The following is a 16,189-nucleotide window of genomic DNA, read 5'->3' as shown; positions in this document are numbered from 1 at the left end:
ATCAGGATTTCCCCAGCAGGATGCCGCGGATGCGGTTTTCGAGCTGCTCGCTCATGCCATCGCTGCCGCGCATCTCCTCCAAGCGCTGCTCCTGCTCCTGGAGCAGCTTCTCGCGGGCCTCGCGCTCAATCTGGCGGCGCTCTTCCATGCTGGCCTTGCGCGCCTGCAGGACGTCCTTGGCCGCGCGGGCGAGCTTGCGGACGTCCTCGATGTCGACGTCCTCTTCGTTCTGCGCGGCGAAGGCGGCATGGGTGGTCAGGGTGGTGATGGACTGCACCAGGAGCGCACCCGCACGTTCGTCAGGGTTCTCGCCCAGCTCTTCCACCAGCAGGCTGGCCATCGCCTGCTGCTCGCGCAGCCGCCGGGTCATCTCGTCGAAGCTGACCTTGTAGCGGCCGATCGCCGAGCGGCTCGGCTTCTCCTTGCCTGGGAAGCGCTCCTCCAGCTGATCCTTCAGCTCGTCCAGGGTCAGGCGGTTCTCACGCAGCGCCCGCTCGATGAACGAGCGAACCTCGGGCGACAGCTTGTCGATGCTGGACTTGCGCCCCATGGTCAGGCCCCCGGACGCTTGATGCCGTCGACGCGGGCCCGGCCTGCCGCAACATCGGCGCCGCGCTCGGTCAGTTTGGCCAGCAGCACCGCACCATCCGCCACGTCATCTAGCTCGACCAGGCGCTGTTCTTCGAGCCAACGCAGCTCACCCTTCACCTGGTCGCGGGTAGGCTCGTGGCCCCACTCCTGCAGCACGGTGTGCAGGACCGAGCTATTGGCGCGGTAGCCGGGCATCTCGGTCAGGATGCGCAGGATCACCAGGCGGCGGTCCTCGCTCAGATAGTCCGCGTACTTGCTCATCAAGATCTCCCGTTCAGCAGGTAGTCGTTGACCCGGTCCACCGAGCGGGTCAGGGGTTCCAAAGATTTCGCCAGGCCGGCCAGCTCGGCCTTGATGGCTTTCATGTCGCCGGCCAGCTCGGCCAACTGCTGACTGTCGGGCATGTGCTCAATGCACTGCTCCAGCACCAGGATTCGGTTTTCCTGGCCCTGGAGCCGCTCCTCCAATTTGGTGGCCTCGGCCTTGGAGCTGGAGCGCCGCGCGGCAGAGACCGAAAACATGCCCACGGCAGCGGTGAATACGAACTGGCCGGCACGCAGCGCGAAGTCCCAATCCATTAGCGAGATTCCTTGTTGTGTAGGTCGAGCAGCCCGTTCAGCTGCACCAGGTTGGTGAGGGCCCAGGCGCCGTAGTCGCGGGCATGGGCCAGGATGTCAGCCGCGCTGACCCCGCTTTCCAGTAGCTCGGCGTCAGAGCCGGGGGCGGGCCAGGCCGCTTTTTCAGCAGCGGAGGCAGTTCTGCAGGCGGCTGGGGCGGGCAGATCGGCGCCGAGGGCGAGGTTGTAGTCCCGCAGCCAGCCACAAGTGACAACGAAGCGAGGAGCAGGCACAGGGGCAGCGCCCGGCGCCGGCCGGTACTGAGTCGATACATGGGCGATACGCTCCGAGAGCTGATGCTGAAGGGTTGCGATCTGATCCTGGGCGCCGACGAGGCGCTCCTCGGCTTGATTCGCACGGGTGACCTGCTGCGTGTACTGCACCAGGTTGTCCTGGGCGACTTGGGCGCGTTCGCTGGCGTGCTTCTCGCGCAGCTCGGCCAGCGCCTTGTCACCCTCGGCTTTCGCCTTCTGGAAGCCGTCGTCGTAGCGCGCCTGGCCATTCACGATGACGGTGGCCACGAAGACAACGAGGACCAGGACAGGCGCAGCCATGCGCAGCCAATTAGGCACGACCATGGTGTGCTCTCCGACGCTTGTACTGGCGGGCCTTGCGTTTCGCTTTGGCCACCCCGGTCTTGCCGTGCCGATCGCGCGGCACCGGCGAGCAGTACAGCTCTTTCGCGGTGAGGAAGTTGGCAGAGGCGGCAACCATCGCCGCCGATGAGAGAGCGTGAGCCAGGGCCAGGCTGGAGAGCAGGAGCCTCATAGGACGTACCTCTCGGCGCATACGCCATCGCCCCATTCGCTGTAGAGGCGCTCATAGCGCAGCAGGATCAGACGGGGGTAATTGCGGTTCTCGCGGAAGTTCGCGGCCGAGCGCCCCGCGTTGAAGCGCTCGACGGAATCGAACCAGGCCAGCTGATCGGCGCCGGATGCCGAGGCCAGTCTGCGATCGCGGTTAACCCATCCCTGGCCACCGTTGTAGGCGGCCAGAACGAATCCCCAGCGATGGCACTCGCTGGTGGCCTGGTTGCGTGCGTAGAGGTAGCGGTCGTAAGTCACCAGCGCGCGAAGAGCCCAGCCTGGGTTGTATGGCTGATTCGCGCCAAGGGCTGCGGGGTACAGGCCCGAAACCCATTCCGCAGTGCCCGGCATGAACTGAGCCAGCCCCTCTGCACCAACGGGCGAGCGGGCATCAGCGCGCCAGCGGCTCTCCTGGTGGATCTGAGCGGCGAAGGTGGCGACCGGCGCATCCAGCCCCCACTCGGCGTGAGCAGCACGAACCAGCGTGCGGTGGTACTGCTCAGCCTGGACCGGAATGGTGTCAGCCGCGAAGCCGGACAGGCTAAGCAGAGCCAGCGCCACGGCGCTCCCGATGATCAGGACACGCATGGTCAGAGCCCCAGCGTCATGCCGAGGACAACAGCCACGGCAATGAGCGCGCGACGAATCCAGGCACCCACGATGTGCATGCCGCCGATGCACTCATGCGGGCGGGCTTCGACGGGGAAGAGGCTGCGATCGGCCCAGTAGCTGATCACGATGGCCAGGGTGACCAGGCCAGTCTTGTACAGGACGACCTGGAGCTGCTCCGGGCGAATGGCTGCCAGGGCGAGGAACAGGCAGAGGGTGACGAGGGCCATTACCGTCTGGCGAGGGCCGCGACGGTAGAAAGGCTTACGGCGGGATCGGTGCATGATGCTCTCCGCGTGGGCGGCCATCCTTGGCCTGGGTGAAGGTCCTTCCTGCTGAAGCAGGCAGGACGATCATCCCCACGGGGGAGCGGAATGTATTTTGGAACGGGCGAAAATGCGCGTTACAGACCTACTCTTCGTCTTTGCGCAGCTCGACCGCCTGGTTGAACAGGTCTCCCCAGAACTGCATGTGCTCTCGGTTCGATTGGTTCAAGGCTTCAGATAGTTCCGGCGCGCGATCGGCCATCCGAGCACGCTTAGCAGCGCCATTGGCGTACAGAGCTGAGGTAAGCATGTCGCTTAGCTTCTTCAGTCGCTGAGGCTCTGGTGATGCCAGAATCTGCGCGCCAACTACAGCCCGGTCAGTCATTACGTCATTCTCGACTATTAGGAACTCTCGCTCCAGCGAGACGTGGCGTTCGGATACGGCATTCAATGCAGTAATCGCCTCGTTCAGCGCCGTCTCAAGCACGCTTACTCGGCGCTTCAAATCCTCCAGCTCATCCATAGATCCTCCGCTTACTGTCCGGTGATGGCGCGATAGCGTTTCTGGTACTCGTCGTACGGGAGCTGCTGCCGGTTCAACTCGTCGAGCTGCTCATCGATCGAGCGAGACGGTCCGCCTTGAGCTACTGGATTGGCTGCGACAGATCCGACAGGTGTCCCGCGCCCAATCGCGTCAAGAAGCGCAGCTTCGAACTGTCCTTTCGAGTTGCATTGCACCTGGCTAGTCGAATAGTCGAAGCCGTTGTATCGCGTCTCGGTGAAACTGGTGTTCACCGTTACCTGCTGTCGATTTCCGACTGGCTGCACCAGGATGTTTACAGTGCCAAACCTGGCTATTGGCTTCAGCATTCCTGGCGATCCGCAGTCCGCTTGCCGATCGTCGAACTTGAGTGCGTCGACGTAGATCACCCCCGAATCCTTGGCGATCTGCTTCAGCGGGACGTTTGCCTTTGCAAGGATCGCAACGAGATTCGACCAGACCTGGTCGTAGCTGGCTTCATAAACGCGGCTGCTCGTGACCTCGTAGTGCTTGGGGGCGACAGAGGCGCATCCCGAAAGCACTAAGACCCCCAGTGCCGCAACAGTGGCGCGAACTTCTTTGTTCATAGCGTGCTCCTTTCGTTGTATTGGCCACAGCAGCCTTATCGGCTAGCTGATCCTCCCCAGAATGAACAGGACTAGGGCAATCGCGCCGGAATGCACGGGATAGGCAGCCATGAAGCCCCGGACGTCTGTGATGAAGCCCAACTTTCGAGGTTCATTCGCCTCTGCGACCGCAGGCTGCAGCGCTTGGAAATCTTCGACGTAGGCCAGCACCTGCCGGAGGTGCTCGGTGCCCATGGCGTTCAGGTGCTTTTCCCCAAACTGCCGTAGACACCAGGTATCACGCTGGCTCTCGATCTCCTTCGCATCGGTGATCGCGCGAATCCGATCGACCAGCATGCGAACATTGGCCTTCGTTCGATGGCCGTCCAGCCATGAGACAAGGGCATCCTGAGCCTCTAGGAACCGACTCCGAGGGATCTCGCCGACGTGCTCAACACCAACCCTTGCATGTACAACCTCCCGCCACAGAATGCGGGCATCCGTACCACTTTCGGCGCTGATCTCCTCGACCAGTTGCCGCAGCATTGAGCGTTGCTGCTGCGTGATCGGCTCTTCTACGTCCTTACCTGGCAGGTTGACCTCGATGTAGTCGCGACCTGCCACCCTGTTCTTGCTGCCATCAACGTCAATGTCGCCCACGGATTACTCCTTCTCGTGGTAGTCCCGCCCCGCCGTCCGGTTGTTGTCTCCTTCTACGGATATAGCGCCGGATTTAGCGGGCTTCCTTCTGGCCCCACCAGCCAACATGGAAACCAGAACCTCTGTCTTTTTCTTCTCACTCAAGCTGCGGAAGTAGTCCAGGAGCAGCCGCTCATTTGCTTGCAGGGGCTCATCCTCAGCGGCTTGAGCAGCACCACCAGTCAAATGTCGCGATGGCGAGACATTTGAACGCTCGCCGGTAACGACATACAGGACATCCAGCCCGCGCTTCGACCAGCTGGCCAGTGCGCCAGCGTCAGGCGCCCGCACCCCTGTCTCGTATCCGAACAGGGTTTTGCGCGTCACCTCAGCGATTGCGCCGAACTCCAGCTGGCTCATTCCAAGCCTTTCGCGCTCTTCTCGCAGGCGATCGCCTATGAGTAAAAAATTTCCCATAGCAGTCCTTGACGATGGGTAATTTTTTACCCATTATCACCACACACCACAGCGATTATCCGCGCATCACCACGAACCAAATCGCTGAGGTCCTTTGTTAATCGGAGCCATGAAAGCCCTCACCGCCGGGCTTCAAAGGTGCCGAAGCCAGCGAGAAAGCCACTGGCCACTGTGATCTCCACCGCAATTTACCACACGAGGAACGCCATGAAAGGCAAACGGAAATCCCCAAGCGCGACTGCGCTGCCGTATCCGCAGACGCCGGACAGTGCGAACGATTGGTTTATCCGTAATGGCGTGTGCAAGTCCGACTGGGCGCGCGACATGGGCCTCGAACGTATGGTCGTCGTCGATCTACTGCGCGGCCGGCTGAAAGGCCTGCGCGGACAAGCCCATGACGCCGCTGTAGCCCTTGGCCTGAAAGCTGACCCCAAAGCTGCAGCTGACTCAAAAGCCGCATGAGGTGCACTGCCATGTCATTTAACGTCGAACACATTGACCTCATCCCGCATCCGATGGACGCCTGGCGTGCAGCCCTCGACGCCCTGATCGCTTGCGCCCCTGGCGATGCCTGCGATATCGCGTGGCACCTCGCGGACTCCCAGGTGCAGGTTCAGCTCCTGCTTGATCGCACCCCAGCTACCCCTGGTGTCGTGACCCTGGTCGATCGCCTGATGCTGATTGCGGCTGGCCGCCTGATCGGCACTTCGCCTGCAGAGCTTGTAGAGCCCGTTTCTGCCAGCGAGGCCGCCAAGGTCATTCAGGGCTTTCTGCATCCTGAATTGCATGTCGCACTCGCCCCTGAAACAGCTCCACCAGTGTGCACCCATAGTCGGAGACCAGGTCCTGGGCTCGAAGATCATCAACCAGAACTTTCACATGGGCGGCAGCGGCATCCCCATCAATCAAGCCTGCGCGGTGGAGAGAAGTCGTGAGCGCAACCAACACCTCCTGCTGCACGAGGTACGCGTCCATGGCCTCCTGCCTGATCCGCTCATCTCGGATTCGTGAGGCCAGTTCTTCCGCGGGAATGTTCGTCATTTGCGTGTCTCCGGTTGGCGTGAATGTGCCTGAACAGGCTGGGCGACGGATGCCTCTGGTGCCAACTGATGGATCGGGATTTTTTTCGGATGCCCGCCAGGGGTCCGTCGGGAGCGTCATCCGATGAGCCGTCGTAACTGGAAAACCTGGGTGCCACGTTCGCCGGTGGAATCCATTCGCGGCTGCGTTGAGGCGGCGCGCGATCAGCGAAATCGCAGCACGGACCGTCTGTCCTTCGACTACCTGGCGCTGAACAACGGTTCGAGCCTCTACAAGTGGCAAGCCGATGGGCGCCTGCCGCTGAGCCTGATCCTGCCCTTGGAACATGCCTGCGGCTACCCGCTGATTACCCGCTACCTGGCAGCCGCCCACGGCAAGTTGCTGGTGGACATCCCAACCGGCCGCTCCAGCTCGGCTGAAGACATGCAGCGACTCCAGCAGGTCCTGCATGAGGCAGCCGGGGCCCTGATGGCCTTCTACGCCGGACGCCAGGACGCTCATCAAACGCTGGAGGCGATCCGTGCGGGCCTGGAGTCCCTGGCCTGGCACCACGGCAACGTCCAGCAGCACGACCACCCGCAACTTGACCTTGGGAGCACAGACCATGAGTGAAGCCCAGCGCATCCATGACGAGCGTTTCGCCGTCGGCAATCCGCGTAGCCCGGAATACAAGGCCGGAGCGCTCTACATCCTCCGCCTCAAAGCAGGCGAGATCACTAGCACCCCATCGCCCTATGTGGTGGGCACTGCTCAGTTTGATGCCTGGTTAGCTGGAACCTGGGAAGGGCACGACCTCTGGGCGGCCGCACAAAAAGCGAAGGCTGGTGACGTATGAGCACCGCCAACCGCCCCAGCAGCAGCGCTGGACGTGTCCTGCGCGTGCTCAAGGCCCTGCGCGGCCACACCCTGAACGGCCTTTCCAATACCGAGCTGGCCCAGGCACTGGGCGAGAGCCCGGCCAATATCACCCGCTACATGGACATCTTGATCGCAGAAGGATGGGCAACCCGGTACGAAGACACCGGCCGCTTCGCCCCGAGCGTGGCCTTCCTGCAGTACGCCATGGCGACGGCAGACGAACTCAACCGCGGCGCTGCCCGCATTCAAGAACTGGGCGCACGCATCAGCGCCCGCACCTGACCCTGAGGAGTTTCGATGAACAACGCCACATTCACCTCATGGAGGACCGTGTAATGGCTCGTCAATCCCGCACCACCACCGAACCGGCCGAGCCGGACAACCTCGACCAGGACGCGCTCCTGGAGCAACAGCACCAGGTCGCACGGCTGACCAACGAACAAGAGGCGACTGTCCGTGCGATCGCCATCCAGCTGGGCTATCAGCTGCCCGCTGATTGCACCGATCCCGACCTGATCCAGCGTGACATCGCCGCCAACATGCGCCGCAGCGTCGAGGCGTGTCTGGAGGTAGGGCGCGGTTTGCAGGTACTCAAATCCGCATGTGGCCATGGCAGTTTCCTGCCCCGCCTTGAGGCTCTTGGGCTGGAACGCAAGGTTGCCGCCAAGTTCATGGCTGCAGCCGCGAAGTTCGCCAACGGCAAGGGCCAAACCCTGCTCTCCGCGATCGACGGTCAGTCCAAGCTGTTCGAGATGCTGGTCCTCGACGACGAGCAGCTCGAGGAACTGGAGCTGACCGGTCATACCGGCGAGCTGACCCTCGACGACATCTCCACCATGAGCGTGAAGGAGCTGCGCAAGGCACTGCGTGATACCCGCGAATCGGTTGAGGCGAAGGACCGCGTGCTGGCCGACAAGAGCGCCAGGATCACCAGCCTGGAAACCGCCCTGGCGAAGAAGCCCAAGGTCATTGTCCTCCAGCCCGAAGAGGAAGCGGTTCAACTGCGCCAGGAGGTCGTTGCCGAGGCCTACAAGGTCGAGGGGCTCCTGCAGGGCACCTTGCGCCAGGCCTTCACCGACCTGGGCGAGCTGGGCGGGCGCACTGGCCAGGATCACCGCGCCTTCCAGGCTTCGCTGGTGCGCAACCTGGAAGTGACGCTGATGGCCATCCGCAGCGAGTTCCGCCTGCCGGAGCTGCACCCCGACGAACTGCCGACCTGGCAGTCGCTGATGGGCCTCGACAACTTGGCCGAGGGCTAACCCATGAACCCCATCCATGCCCAGGAGATCCTGGCCGCACACCAGCAGGCGCTGGCGTCAGGCGCCGGTGGCCGCACCGCTATCTATAAGGCTGCCGCCGCGCGCCTGGGCATGTCCATGGCCACCCTGTACCGCAAACTGGAGTCCTTGACCATGAAGGACAAGCCCCGCAAACGTCGCTCCGACGCGGGTTCGACGGCCATTCCGCTGTACGAGCTGCAGCTGATCTCCGCGCTCCTGGTGGAGAGCATCCGCGCCAACAACAAGCAGCTGTCGTCGATCAAGCTGGCCGTGGCCCGCCTGCGCAGCAACGGCCTGATCCGCGCCGAGTCAGTCCACAAGCCGACCGGCGAGCTGCGCCCGATGTCGGAGAGCGCGATAACCCGCGCGCTCTACCAGAACAACCTGCACCCGTCGCAGCTCCTGGCGCCGGCACCGGCCATCAGCTTGGCGAGCAAGCACCCGAACCACGTCTGGCAGATCGACGCCTCGATCTCCACCCAGTTCTACCTGGACGACGACGGCGCCAAGACCATGAGCCATGCCGAGTACTACGACGGCAAGCCGGAGAACCTGAAGAAGATCGAGCGCAAGCGCCTCTGGCGCTACGTCATCACCGACCACACCAGCGGCACCATCTACGTGCAGTACGTTCTGGGCTCGGAGTCGGCCGAGAACATCTGCCATGTCCTGATCTGCGCCATGCAGAAGCGCGGCGAGCAGGACCCGTTCCACGGCGTGCCCTTCATGCTGATGACCGACCCCGGCGCCGCCATGAAGTCGGCGATGTTCCGCAACCTGTGCCAGGCCCTGGGCATCGAGCTGATCATCAACGAAGTCGGCAATGCCCGCGCCAAGGGCCAGGTCGAGCAGGCCCACAACATCGTCGAGAAGGAGTTCGAGTCGGGCCTGAAGCTGGAGAAGGCCGAGTCCCTGGAGCACATCAATGGCCGCGTGGGCGAGTGGATGCGTGCCTACAACGCGACCGAGATCCACACCCGCCACCGCCGCACCCGGTACGGCGTATGGATGCTGATCAACCCGCAGCAACTGCGCATCGCGCCGCCCGCCGAGATCTGCCGCGAGATGGCCACCAGCGCGCCGCAGAGCCGCGTTGTCACCCCGCTGCTGCAGGTGTCCTTCAACAGCGCGGAATACGACGTCAGCAGCGTGCCGGGCGTAATGGTCGGCGAAAAGGTGCTGATGACCCGCAATCCCTGGCGCGATGCCGAGAGCGCCCAGGTCATCCGCCACGACGAGAACGGCCACCAGGTGCTGTTTGTGGTCGAGCGCATCGGGGTCGACCAGTTCGGCTTCCGCGACACCTCGGCCATGCTCGGCGAGGAGTACAAGCGCCACGCCGAAACCCCGGCCCAGGTTGCGCGCAAGGTGCTCGAACAGATCGCCACCGGCACAGACACCCAGGAAGACGCAGAGAAGGCCCGGAAGGCCAAGGCCGTGCCGTTCGCCGGCGCGATCGATCCGCACAAGCACCTGACCGACACCTCGCTGCCAGCCTACTTGCCGAAGCGCGGCACCGAGGTGGAGACCACCGTGACGGTGGCCACCGTTGAGATCAAACCCATGAGCCACGCTGCGGCCGCCAAGGCCCTGCGCGCACGCATGGGCGCCGACTGGACCGCTGAGTCGCTGTCCTGGCTCAAGTCCAACTACCCGAGTGGCGTCCTGGACAACGAACTCGACGCCATCGTCCAGCAGCTGCAGGCCCCGGCCCGTCCTGGCCTGCGCATCGTGGGAGGGACTCACTGATGCAGCACCTGAAGGAAGTACTCAGCACCGTCAAGAAGGCCCAGCGCGACCTGGCCCGCGCCGTAAAGGTTTCCCCGGCGACCATCGCGCAAATCATCAACCACGGCCAATGGCCGAAGTCCATCGACAAGACGCGCCTGTTCGGGCGAATCGCGGACTTCCTTTACGAGAACGGCGCGAACGATGGCGACATCGCCGCGCTGGAAGAAGAGATGGAGCCCCGGCGCGCCAACGCCGAGGCCCCTGCAGCCCCCGAAAACGATCAGGAAAACGAGGAGTGCCAACCCATGCTAATGCCGAAACAGCCCCTGCTGCCAGCAACCAAGCAAGCATTCGGACTGTTCATCGACCCCTTCGACGAGCTGCGCTCGGCCGACGACATGTACGTCACCCAGGACATGCGCTACGTTCGCGAGTCGATGTACCAGGTCGCCAAGAACGACGGCTTCCTTGCCGTAATCGGTGAGTCGGGCTCGGGGAAATCAGGCCTGCGCAAGGACCTGGAGCAGCGCCTGGCCCGCGAAGGTTCGCCCATCATCGTCATCAAGCCGCACGTCCTGGGCTCTGAAGACAACGATGTGAAGGGCAAGACCATGAAGTCCCTGCACATCGCCGAGGCGATCATGAAGGCGATCGCCCCGCTGGAGAAACCCAAGTCCAGCCCGCAAGACCGCTTCGACCAGGTCGAAAACGCGTTGAAGGCCAGCAACTCCGCGGGCCAGCGCCACCTGCTGATCATTGAAGAAGCCCACAGCCTCTCGATCCCGCTGCTGAAGCACCTGAAGCGGTACCGCGAGCTGGAGGACGGCTTCACCAAACTGATCTCCATCATCCTGATCGGCCAGCCTGAGTTGGCGGTGAAGCTCTCGCCCCGTAACGCCGAGGTGCGCGAGGTCACCCAGCGCATCGAAATCACCTGGCTGCGATCGCTCCCGGTCAACCAGGTGGAGTCGCACCTCGCGCACCGTCTGAGCCGCGCTGACAAGAAGCTCGGCGATGTGATGGAAGACGGCGCCGTGCAGGCCCTGATCGAGCGCCTGAGCACCAGCGGCAAGGACAAGACGAGCCAGCTGTACCCCCTGGCCATCGCCAACCTCACCAAGGCCGCCATGAACCTGGCCGTGCAGATCGGTGAGTCGCGCGTCACCGCTGACGTAGTCCGGGAGGTGGTGTGATGTCGAACTTCCGAGCCCTGGCCGTGATGCCTTTTCAGCGCCCGCTGGTCTACCTGACCCCGTGCCTCAAGTTAAAGCTGGCCCTGGTCAACCAGGTGTCGCGCGCACTGCGCGAGCGCGGCGCCCGCGTGATGTGGTGCGACCTGGACGGCGACGGCCCACCGCGCCTGCGGGTGATCCGCGAAGGCGGGCCGCTGCTCCTGGTTCGCATTGGTCGCTTCCGGCTCGATCTGCTGGAGGAGCCCACCATCCAGGAATGCACCGCCTACCTGCTGGGCTGCCTGATCGAGTGGAGGCGGGAGCTATGACCGACCTCATCACCCACGCCTACACCCCGATGATGAACGTCGACGCCATGAGCGAGCAGGAATTCCGCGCGGCCCTGAAGGATCTCCTGCAGGAGGCCTTTGCGAAGGACCAGCAGCTCATCGAGCTGAAGATCGGCTGCCACAAGCTGGACGGCATGCTGGTCAAGCTCCTCGACTCCTTCATCGCCGAGAACTTCTCGAAGCTGCACGCGGATATGAAGCCGATGGCGGAGTACCTGCAGGAGCAACGCGCGGCCTTGGCCGCAAGGAAGGTGCACTGATGATCGCCTATCAAGTCAACGGCCATAGCTACAGGCTGAGTTACGCAGAGCTGCGCGAGACGCACGTACGTCTATGTTCGCTGCCGGACGAGGAGTTCCTGGCCGCACTGCCGGAGGTACTGCACCTGGCGTGCATGATCGCCTGGCTGAAAGAGGTGCCGGCGGACGTACTGCTCTGTGACGAGGGCCTGCTGCACCAGCTGACCCACCTGCTGCACATCCCCGATGAACCGCTGATCAACCTCCAGCAGGTTCGGGCCGCCTATGCCTTGCAACTGGAGTTGGCACCATGAAACGACAATTCGAAGCCGACATCGTCGTCGTGCTCCTGGTCGATCTGCTGCGCCAAGCCCAGCCCTACGTTGGCCGGGCTTCCAGCGGCCCAGGTCAGGAGCTCAGCACCAAGATCGTCGACGCCCTCGCTCAGATCACCTCGGCCGAGCGGTACTCGGCCGCCGGCGCCGACGTGTTCACCGAGCGCCAGCGCCAGATCCACGTCGAAGGCTTCTCCCTGGAGCACGACGACGAGCACAACAGGGGCGAGCTGGCGATCGCCGCCGCCTGCTACGCGGAAGAAGCCTTCTGCCAGCTGCGGGTCCCTGACCGCCTACCTGAGATCAGCCAGATCGTGCCCATGCTTTGGCCCTGGGACCCCAGCTGGTGGAAGCCAAGCCTCGACGCGCGCAAGAACCTGGTGAAAGCCGGCGCGCTCACCCTGGCGGCGATCGGAGTGATCGACCGCGCCATCGAACGTGAACTCCTGGAGCCTAGCCATGACTGATACCCAACAAACCCCGTCCATCACCATTCCGGCCGGCTACGTCATGAACGCTGCAGGCCACATGGTTCCTGAGCATCAGGTCCGTCCGCACGACAAGCTGCGTGACCAGGTCGCCTGTGATCTGTCCCAGGAGGCCATCCAACTGAGCGCCGCCCTGGAGGCGTTCAAAAAGAAGGCTTTGGCCGACATCGCCGACCTGATCCGCATTTCGGCCGAGAACTACGGTGTCACGCTCGGCGGTGAGAAGGGCAACGTCTCCATCTTCACCTACGACGGCCAGTACAAGATCGAGCGGAACTACGCCGATCGCGTCACCTTCACCGATGAGGTGCTTGCAGCCAAGGAACTGATCGATGTCTGCATCCGCAAATGGAGCGCTGACGCCAATCCACACCTTCGTGTCCTGGTAGACCGGGCCTTCAGTGCTGGCCGAAACGGCCAGATCAAAACCAGTGACATCCTCGGTCTTCTGCGGCTGGAGATCGATGACAACGACTGGAAGACCGCGATGGTTGCCCTGAAGGATGCCATCCAGGTGAACGGCAAGGCCGTCTATATCCGCGTCTACAAACGCGTAGGAAGCGCCGGACGTTACGAGCCCATCAACCTCAACATCGCGGTGGTGTGACATGTCGCAAGCCAACCCCTTCATTCCACCAGGCCGCGAATATGGCTCGGTTGATACCGAGAGCCGCCTGCGCGCCCTGGAAGACTTCGACCTGGAGCAGTGCCGCGCAGCCCTCGCGCTGCCAGGCCTGCAGAAGACCGTCGAGAAGAAGCTGCGGACGCGCATTCGCGCCCTAGAGAAGCTCGAAACCACTGCCGAGCAGGCATCGGGGACAGGTATCAGCGAATACGATGCCCTGTTCGCCGCAATCAGCTCAGCTGTCCAGATTAATACCCCGAGAAGCCTCTCGATCTCCGTGGATAGGTTCAAGCGTTGTGTGGCGGACTTTGGATTTAGCGTTGCCGCCCTGGCGCAACCCTCCACGGCGCCGGAGTTGGTGGAAGACCGCGAGACGCCAGAAGTGGTGGCGCACCTGCTGTGGCCGCTTAAGGGAAGCATGGCTGGGCAGCGCTTCACCGGCCTTGGAGGCATCCCTGCTGACGCGAACCACGAACTATATGGGTTCGAAACGCTGATGACCGTCGCCCAGAATGAGCGTATGGCGCTGGAGCGCTGGCAGTACTTCCGCCGGAAGATGCAACAGATGCGTGACCTGATGCGCGGAATGCGTGACCGACTAAACGCCGACCAGGCCAGGCTCACAGAGCTGGAGCACAAGCTGAAAGGGCAATGGACCTATGCCAGTGACCAGGCTACCCACTGCGCTGGCTGCGGAAAGCTCAAGCACACACCGCTGCGCGTGGATTGGATGGGCGGTTACGTCTGCCTGACCTGCATCGATGAGAAGCTGGAGGCTCTGCATGAGGCCATCCAGGCTGGGCAGGTGCCGGAGGAATGCCCGCACCTAATCCTGTTCGACGACGCCGATGTTAAGCCGATCATGTTCGCCGGTAGCGGGGCTCGCCGAGCAGCACTGACGAAGTGGGAGCAGGTGTCGATCAATTGGAATGCGCACCTGTTCGTTCGCATCGAGAAGAACTGCCGAGACGACCGTTATCCGTGTGCCACGCTCGCGTCCACGCCAGAGCAGGGAGGTGAGTGATGGCGGTCTACGTCGACGACATGCGCGCACCATTCGGGCGCCTGATCATGTGTCATATGGTGGCTGATAGCGAGGACGAGCTGCTGGCCATGGCCGACAAGATCGGCGTCAAGCGCCGGTGGCACCAGCACCCTGGTGGGGATAAGAGCCACTTCGACATTTGCCTGGCCAAGCGCGCGCTCGCAGTCGCCGCCGGGGCAGTTGAGATCGAAGCCCGCCAGACTGTCGAGCTTGTCCGCAACAAGCGCCAACTTCGACTCACTGCTGAAACAACCTATGGAGGTGAGTGATGGCACTCTCCAAAGGCATCCTCAGCAAGATCCACATCGCGCGACAGCAGCTCGGCCTGGCCGAAGACGTCTACCGCCAGAAGCTTCAGGGCATGTTCGGCAAGGCCTCGTCGAAGGACCTGAGCCCGCGCCAGGCAGAAAAGCTCCTGGAGGAATTCAAGCGCCTGGGCTGGAAGCCTCAGCCCAGCAAGCGCGCCGCCGGAAAGCCGCACAACTTCAGCAAGCTCCCGGCCGAGATCGAGGTCATCGAAGCCCAGCTGACCGAAATGCGTCTCCCCTGGAGCTACGCGGACAAGATCGCCAAGCAGATGTTCAAGGTGGAGAAGGTGGCCTGGCTCAAAAAACCTGACCAGGTCAAAGCAGTCCTGGCCGCGCTGCACGTCGAACAGGAGAAGCGACATCTGCGGGCGGAAGTGGATCGCCTCTGTCAACGCCTCGGCATCGAGCATCCAGAACAGGCCGCCGGATTGGATCAGCTGCCGAAGGACTGGCAGCGGCAACGTCCAATCCTAAAGGCTCTGGTGGATGCCCTGAATGCCGCCGTTGAAGCGAAGGGGAACAGCTGATGGAGCTGCAGTGCCCATGCTGCGGCGAGCAGTTCCCGTTCGAGGCGGGCTTCGCTGATGCAGACGGGAAGCAGCTGGCCGCTCAGTTCGCCGGCATGGACCCGAAACTGGGGCGTGCCGTGCTGGGCTACCTCCGCTTGTTCAGCCCGCGTAGCCGCGGGCTGCGCACCACCAAGGCGATCCGCCTGGTGGCAGACCTGGTCCAACTGGTTGATGCGGGACAGGTTCAACGGGACGCACGCACGGCGGAGTTCAAACCGGCCCCGCCGCGACTGTGGGTGGCGGGTATCGAGCAGATGCTGGTGCAGCGCGAGCGGCTCCAGCTGCCGCTGGAGAACCACAACTATCTCCGCGCGGTGGTGTGGGGCCTGGCCAGCGATCCCGCCCAGGTTCAGGCGGAGCTGCCGCGGAAGGCACGAAGCGGTGGCCTTACCCCGCAAGGGATCTACCAGGACCAGGTCGGACGAATCCGCTCTGACATGCTGCTCGGCCTGATTTCTAAAGAGGATGGAGAGCGCCAAATCGAGGCGCTGAAGGGGGAAGCATGAAACAGGGTTCCATTCTGGCTGAAACGCGCCACGAGCTGCTGGACGACATCGCGGCGCACACGGCAACGGTGCTGTCAGAGCATGGGATCGACGCAGCCTTGGCCGAGCAGGCCGGCAGCGCGGTGGCTGATCATCTGGCGAACCAGTGGCGGGGAGCAACGCTCTACATCCCTTCCGACTACCACCACCGTCTCACGAAACGCGACTTGCAGATCCTGGGCGAGTTCAACGGCCGCAATCACCACGCGCTTGCCCGGAAGTACAATCTGACGCCCAGCTCTATATATAAGCTGCTGAAGCGGACCCAGGACCGGAAGTTCGACCGCGACCAGGGTAAACTGGACCTCGGCGACGGCCTGGCCTGACGGCCGCCGCCTTTTTCATCCTTGGAAACTCTTTTTCACTTCCTATCCCGCTAAATCCCTTTCCCTTCCCCTATATCCCGCAATTATCTCGCTTTACTCTCTTGGTTTATCTCAGTCCCTCTCAGCTCTTTCTGCGTCATTGATAACCAGCTAACGCTTTACTTC

At 62.9% G+C, this 16,189-nt stretch carries 30 protein-coding genes; 17 read left to right on the top strand and 13 right to left on the bottom strand.

Going from position 1 to position 16,189, the window contains the following annotated elements:
• Nucleotide 1: 1 nt before the first annotated feature.
• The 11 genes from A9513_RS17875 to A9513_RS17825 form a co-directional block, all read right to left on the bottom strand.
• Nucleotides 2–550 carry a phage protein Gp27 family protein gene (locus A9513_RS17875; protein ID WP_065085163.1) on the bottom strand — a complete coding sequence of 183 codons (549 nt, stop codon included), beginning with the start codon at nucleotides 548–550 and terminating at the stop codon, nucleotides 2–4.
• A gap of 2 nt (nucleotides 551–552) precedes the next feature.
• A complete protein-coding gene (locus A9513_RS17870) occupies nucleotides 553–852 on the bottom strand; it encodes a hypothetical protein (protein ID WP_065085162.1) in 300 nt (99 codons plus the stop codon).
• A complete protein-coding gene (locus A9513_RS17865; protein WP_065085161.1) occupies nucleotides 852–1,169 on the bottom strand; it encodes a DUF2730 family protein in 318 nt (105 codons plus the stop codon). Before A9513_RS17865 ends, A9513_RS17870 begins: the two co-directional genes overlap by 1 nt.
• Nucleotides 1,169–1,786, bottom strand: coding sequence for a lysis protein (locus A9513_RS17860; protein WP_065085160.1), 618 nt, complete (start codon nucleotides 1,784–1,786; stop codon nucleotides 1,169–1,171). The genes A9513_RS17865 and A9513_RS17860 overlap by 1 nt, the downstream gene beginning before the upstream one ends.
• Nucleotides 1,773–1,976 carry a hypothetical protein gene (locus A9513_RS17855; RefSeq protein ID WP_065085159.1) on the bottom strand — a complete coding sequence of 68 codons (204 nt, stop codon included), beginning with the start codon at nucleotides 1,974–1,976 and terminating at the stop codon, nucleotides 1,773–1,775. The genes A9513_RS17860 and A9513_RS17855 overlap by 14 nt, the downstream gene beginning before the upstream one ends.
• Nucleotides 1,973–2,602 carry a transglycosylase SLT domain-containing protein gene (locus tag A9513_RS17850; protein WP_065085158.1) on the bottom strand — a complete coding sequence of 210 codons (630 nt, stop codon included), beginning with the start codon at nucleotides 2,600–2,602 and terminating at the stop codon, nucleotides 1,973–1,975. Before A9513_RS17850 ends, A9513_RS17855 begins: the two co-directional genes overlap by 4 nt.
• A 2-nt stretch (nucleotides 2,603–2,604) precedes the next feature.
• Complete coding sequence (locus tag A9513_RS17845; RefSeq protein ID WP_065085298.1) at nucleotides 2,605–2,907, bottom strand: putative holin; 303 nt, start codon at nucleotides 2,905–2,907, stop codon at nucleotides 2,605–2,607.
• A 127-nt stretch (nucleotides 2,908–3,034) separates the two neighbouring features.
• The gene (locus A9513_RS17840) at nucleotides 3,035–3,412 is read right to left on the bottom strand and encodes a hypothetical protein (RefSeq protein WP_065085157.1); all 378 of its coding nucleotides are present in this window, start codon (nucleotides 3,410–3,412) and stop codon (nucleotides 3,035–3,037) included.
• A gap of 11 nt (nucleotides 3,413–3,423) precedes the next feature.
• Nucleotides 3,424–4,017 (bottom strand): hypothetical protein, encoded by a 594-nt coding sequence (locus A9513_RS17835; RefSeq protein ID WP_065085156.1) that lies wholly within the window; start codon nucleotides 4,015–4,017, stop codon nucleotides 3,424–3,426.
• A 42-nt stretch (nucleotides 4,018–4,059) separates the two neighbouring features.
• On the bottom strand, nucleotides 4,060–4,656 hold the full coding sequence (locus tag A9513_RS17830) for a hypothetical protein (RefSeq protein ID WP_065085155.1): 597 nt from the start codon (nucleotides 4,654–4,656) through the stop codon (nucleotides 4,060–4,062).
• Nucleotides 4,657–4,659: 3 nt separating this feature from the next.
• Nucleotides 4,660–5,112, bottom strand: a complete 453-nt coding sequence (locus tag A9513_RS17825) for a helix-turn-helix domain-containing protein (protein ID WP_065085154.1) — start codon at nucleotides 5,110–5,112, stop codon at nucleotides 4,660–4,662.
• Nucleotides 5,113–5,319: 207 nt separating this feature from the next.
• On the opposite strand from A9513_RS17825, the gene A9513_RS17820 reads away from it, so the two are divergent.
• Nucleotides 5,320–5,574, top strand: a complete 255-nt coding sequence (locus tag A9513_RS17820) for a hypothetical protein (RefSeq protein ID WP_065327736.1) — start codon at nucleotides 5,320–5,322, stop codon at nucleotides 5,572–5,574.
• 14 nt (nucleotides 5,575–5,588) lie between these two features.
• Here A9513_RS17820 and A9513_RS36130 read toward each other — a convergent pair whose 3' ends face one another.
• Together A9513_RS36130 and A9513_RS36125 are read right to left on the bottom strand one after the other, a co-directional pair.
• Entirely contained in the window at nucleotides 5,589–5,888 is a 300-nt protein-coding gene (locus A9513_RS36130; RefSeq protein WP_065085153.1) for a hypothetical protein, read from the bottom strand.
• Entirely contained in the window at nucleotides 5,869–6,153 is a 285-nt protein-coding gene (locus A9513_RS36125; RefSeq protein WP_065085152.1) for a hypothetical protein, read from the bottom strand. Before A9513_RS36125 ends, A9513_RS36130 begins: the two co-directional genes overlap by 20 nt.
• A 123-nt stretch (nucleotides 6,154–6,276) precedes the next feature.
• Between A9513_RS36125 and A9513_RS17805 the strand changes: the two genes are divergently transcribed.
• From A9513_RS17805 to A9513_RS17730, 16 genes are read left to right on the top strand one after another with little or no spacing between them, the layout of a single operon-like run.
• Entirely contained in the window at nucleotides 6,277–6,765 is a 489-nt protein-coding gene (locus A9513_RS17805; protein WP_065085151.1) for a hypothetical protein, read from the top strand.
• The gene (locus A9513_RS17800) at nucleotides 6,758–6,988 is read left to right on the top strand and encodes a hypothetical protein (protein ID WP_065085150.1); all 231 of its coding nucleotides are present in this window, start codon (nucleotides 6,758–6,760) and stop codon (nucleotides 6,986–6,988) included. The genes A9513_RS17805 and A9513_RS17800 overlap by 8 nt, the downstream gene beginning before the upstream one ends.
• Nucleotides 6,985–7,293 carry a helix-turn-helix domain-containing protein gene (locus tag A9513_RS17795; RefSeq protein ID WP_065085149.1) on the top strand — a complete coding sequence of 103 codons (309 nt, stop codon included), beginning with the start codon at nucleotides 6,985–6,987 and terminating at the stop codon, nucleotides 7,291–7,293. Before A9513_RS17800 ends, A9513_RS17795 begins: the two co-directional genes overlap by 4 nt.
• A gap of 53 nt (nucleotides 7,294–7,346) precedes the next feature.
• Nucleotides 7,347–8,270 (top strand): hypothetical protein, encoded by a 924-nt coding sequence (locus tag A9513_RS17790; protein WP_065085148.1) that lies wholly within the window; start codon nucleotides 7,347–7,349, stop codon nucleotides 8,268–8,270.
• A 3-nt stretch (nucleotides 8,271–8,273) separates the two neighbouring features.
• Nucleotides 8,274–10,040: a DDE-type integrase/transposase/recombinase gene (locus A9513_RS17785; RefSeq protein ID WP_065085147.1), complete on the top strand. Its 1,767-nt coding sequence runs from the start codon at nucleotides 8,274–8,276 to the stop codon at nucleotides 10,038–10,040.
• A complete protein-coding gene (locus A9513_RS17780) occupies nucleotides 10,040–11,215 on the top strand; it encodes an ExeA family protein (RefSeq protein WP_065085146.1) in 1,176 nt (391 codons plus the stop codon). Before A9513_RS17785 ends, A9513_RS17780 begins: the two co-directional genes overlap by 1 nt.
• Entirely contained in the window at nucleotides 11,215–11,523 is a 309-nt protein-coding gene (locus A9513_RS17775) for a hypothetical protein (RefSeq protein WP_065085145.1), read from the top strand. Before A9513_RS17780 ends, A9513_RS17775 begins: the two co-directional genes overlap by 1 nt.
• The gene (locus tag A9513_RS17770; protein ID WP_065085144.1) at nucleotides 11,520–11,804 is read left to right on the top strand and encodes a hypothetical protein; all 285 of its coding nucleotides are present in this window, start codon (nucleotides 11,520–11,522) and stop codon (nucleotides 11,802–11,804) included. Before A9513_RS17775 ends, A9513_RS17770 begins: the two co-directional genes overlap by 4 nt.
• Nucleotides 11,804–12,097 carry a hypothetical protein gene (locus A9513_RS17765; RefSeq protein WP_083196158.1) on the top strand — a complete coding sequence of 98 codons (294 nt, stop codon included), beginning with the start codon at nucleotides 11,804–11,806 and terminating at the stop codon, nucleotides 12,095–12,097. The genes A9513_RS17770 and A9513_RS17765 overlap by 1 nt, the downstream gene beginning before the upstream one ends.
• Complete coding sequence (locus tag A9513_RS17760) at nucleotides 12,094–12,585, top strand: hypothetical protein (protein WP_255302875.1); 492 nt, start codon at nucleotides 12,094–12,096, stop codon at nucleotides 12,583–12,585. Before A9513_RS17765 ends, A9513_RS17760 begins: the two co-directional genes overlap by 4 nt.
• Nucleotides 12,578–13,213 (top strand): DUF3164 family protein, encoded by a 636-nt coding sequence (locus A9513_RS17755; protein ID WP_065085143.1) that lies wholly within the window; start codon nucleotides 12,578–12,580, stop codon nucleotides 13,211–13,213. Before A9513_RS17760 ends, A9513_RS17755 begins: the two co-directional genes overlap by 8 nt.
• 1 nt (nucleotide 13,214) lies before the next feature.
• Nucleotides 13,215–14,255, top strand: coding sequence for a hypothetical protein (locus A9513_RS36120; RefSeq protein WP_176707263.1), 1,041 nt, complete (start codon nucleotides 13,215–13,217; stop codon nucleotides 14,253–14,255).
• A complete protein-coding gene (locus tag A9513_RS17745; protein ID WP_065085142.1) occupies nucleotides 14,255–14,545 on the top strand; it encodes a DUF4031 domain-containing protein in 291 nt (96 codons plus the stop codon). The genes A9513_RS36120 and A9513_RS17745 overlap by 1 nt, the downstream gene beginning before the upstream one ends.
• On the top strand, nucleotides 14,545–15,111 hold the full coding sequence (locus tag A9513_RS17740; protein WP_065085141.1) for a gp16 family protein: 567 nt from the start codon (nucleotides 14,545–14,547) through the stop codon (nucleotides 15,109–15,111). Before A9513_RS17745 ends, A9513_RS17740 begins: the two co-directional genes overlap by 1 nt.
• On the top strand, nucleotides 15,111–15,659 hold the full coding sequence (locus A9513_RS17735) for a hypothetical protein (RefSeq protein WP_065085140.1): 549 nt from the start codon (nucleotides 15,111–15,113) through the stop codon (nucleotides 15,657–15,659). The genes A9513_RS17740 and A9513_RS17735 overlap by 1 nt, the downstream gene beginning before the upstream one ends.
• Nucleotides 15,656–16,024, top strand: coding sequence for a Mor transcription activator family protein (locus A9513_RS17730; protein ID WP_065085139.1), 369 nt, complete (start codon nucleotides 15,656–15,658; stop codon nucleotides 16,022–16,024). Before A9513_RS17735 ends, A9513_RS17730 begins: the two co-directional genes overlap by 4 nt.
• Nucleotides 16,025–16,189: the final 165 nt, after the last annotated feature.

This window comes from Pseudomonas sp. AU12215 (assembly GCF_001675465.2).
Classification (GTDB): domain Bacteria; phylum Pseudomonadota; class Gammaproteobacteria; order Pseudomonadales; family Pseudomonadaceae; genus Pseudomonas; species Pseudomonas nitroreducens.
The sequence above is the reverse complement of the archived record's forward strand: the minus strand, read 5'-3'. Positions and strand labels throughout refer to the sequence as shown.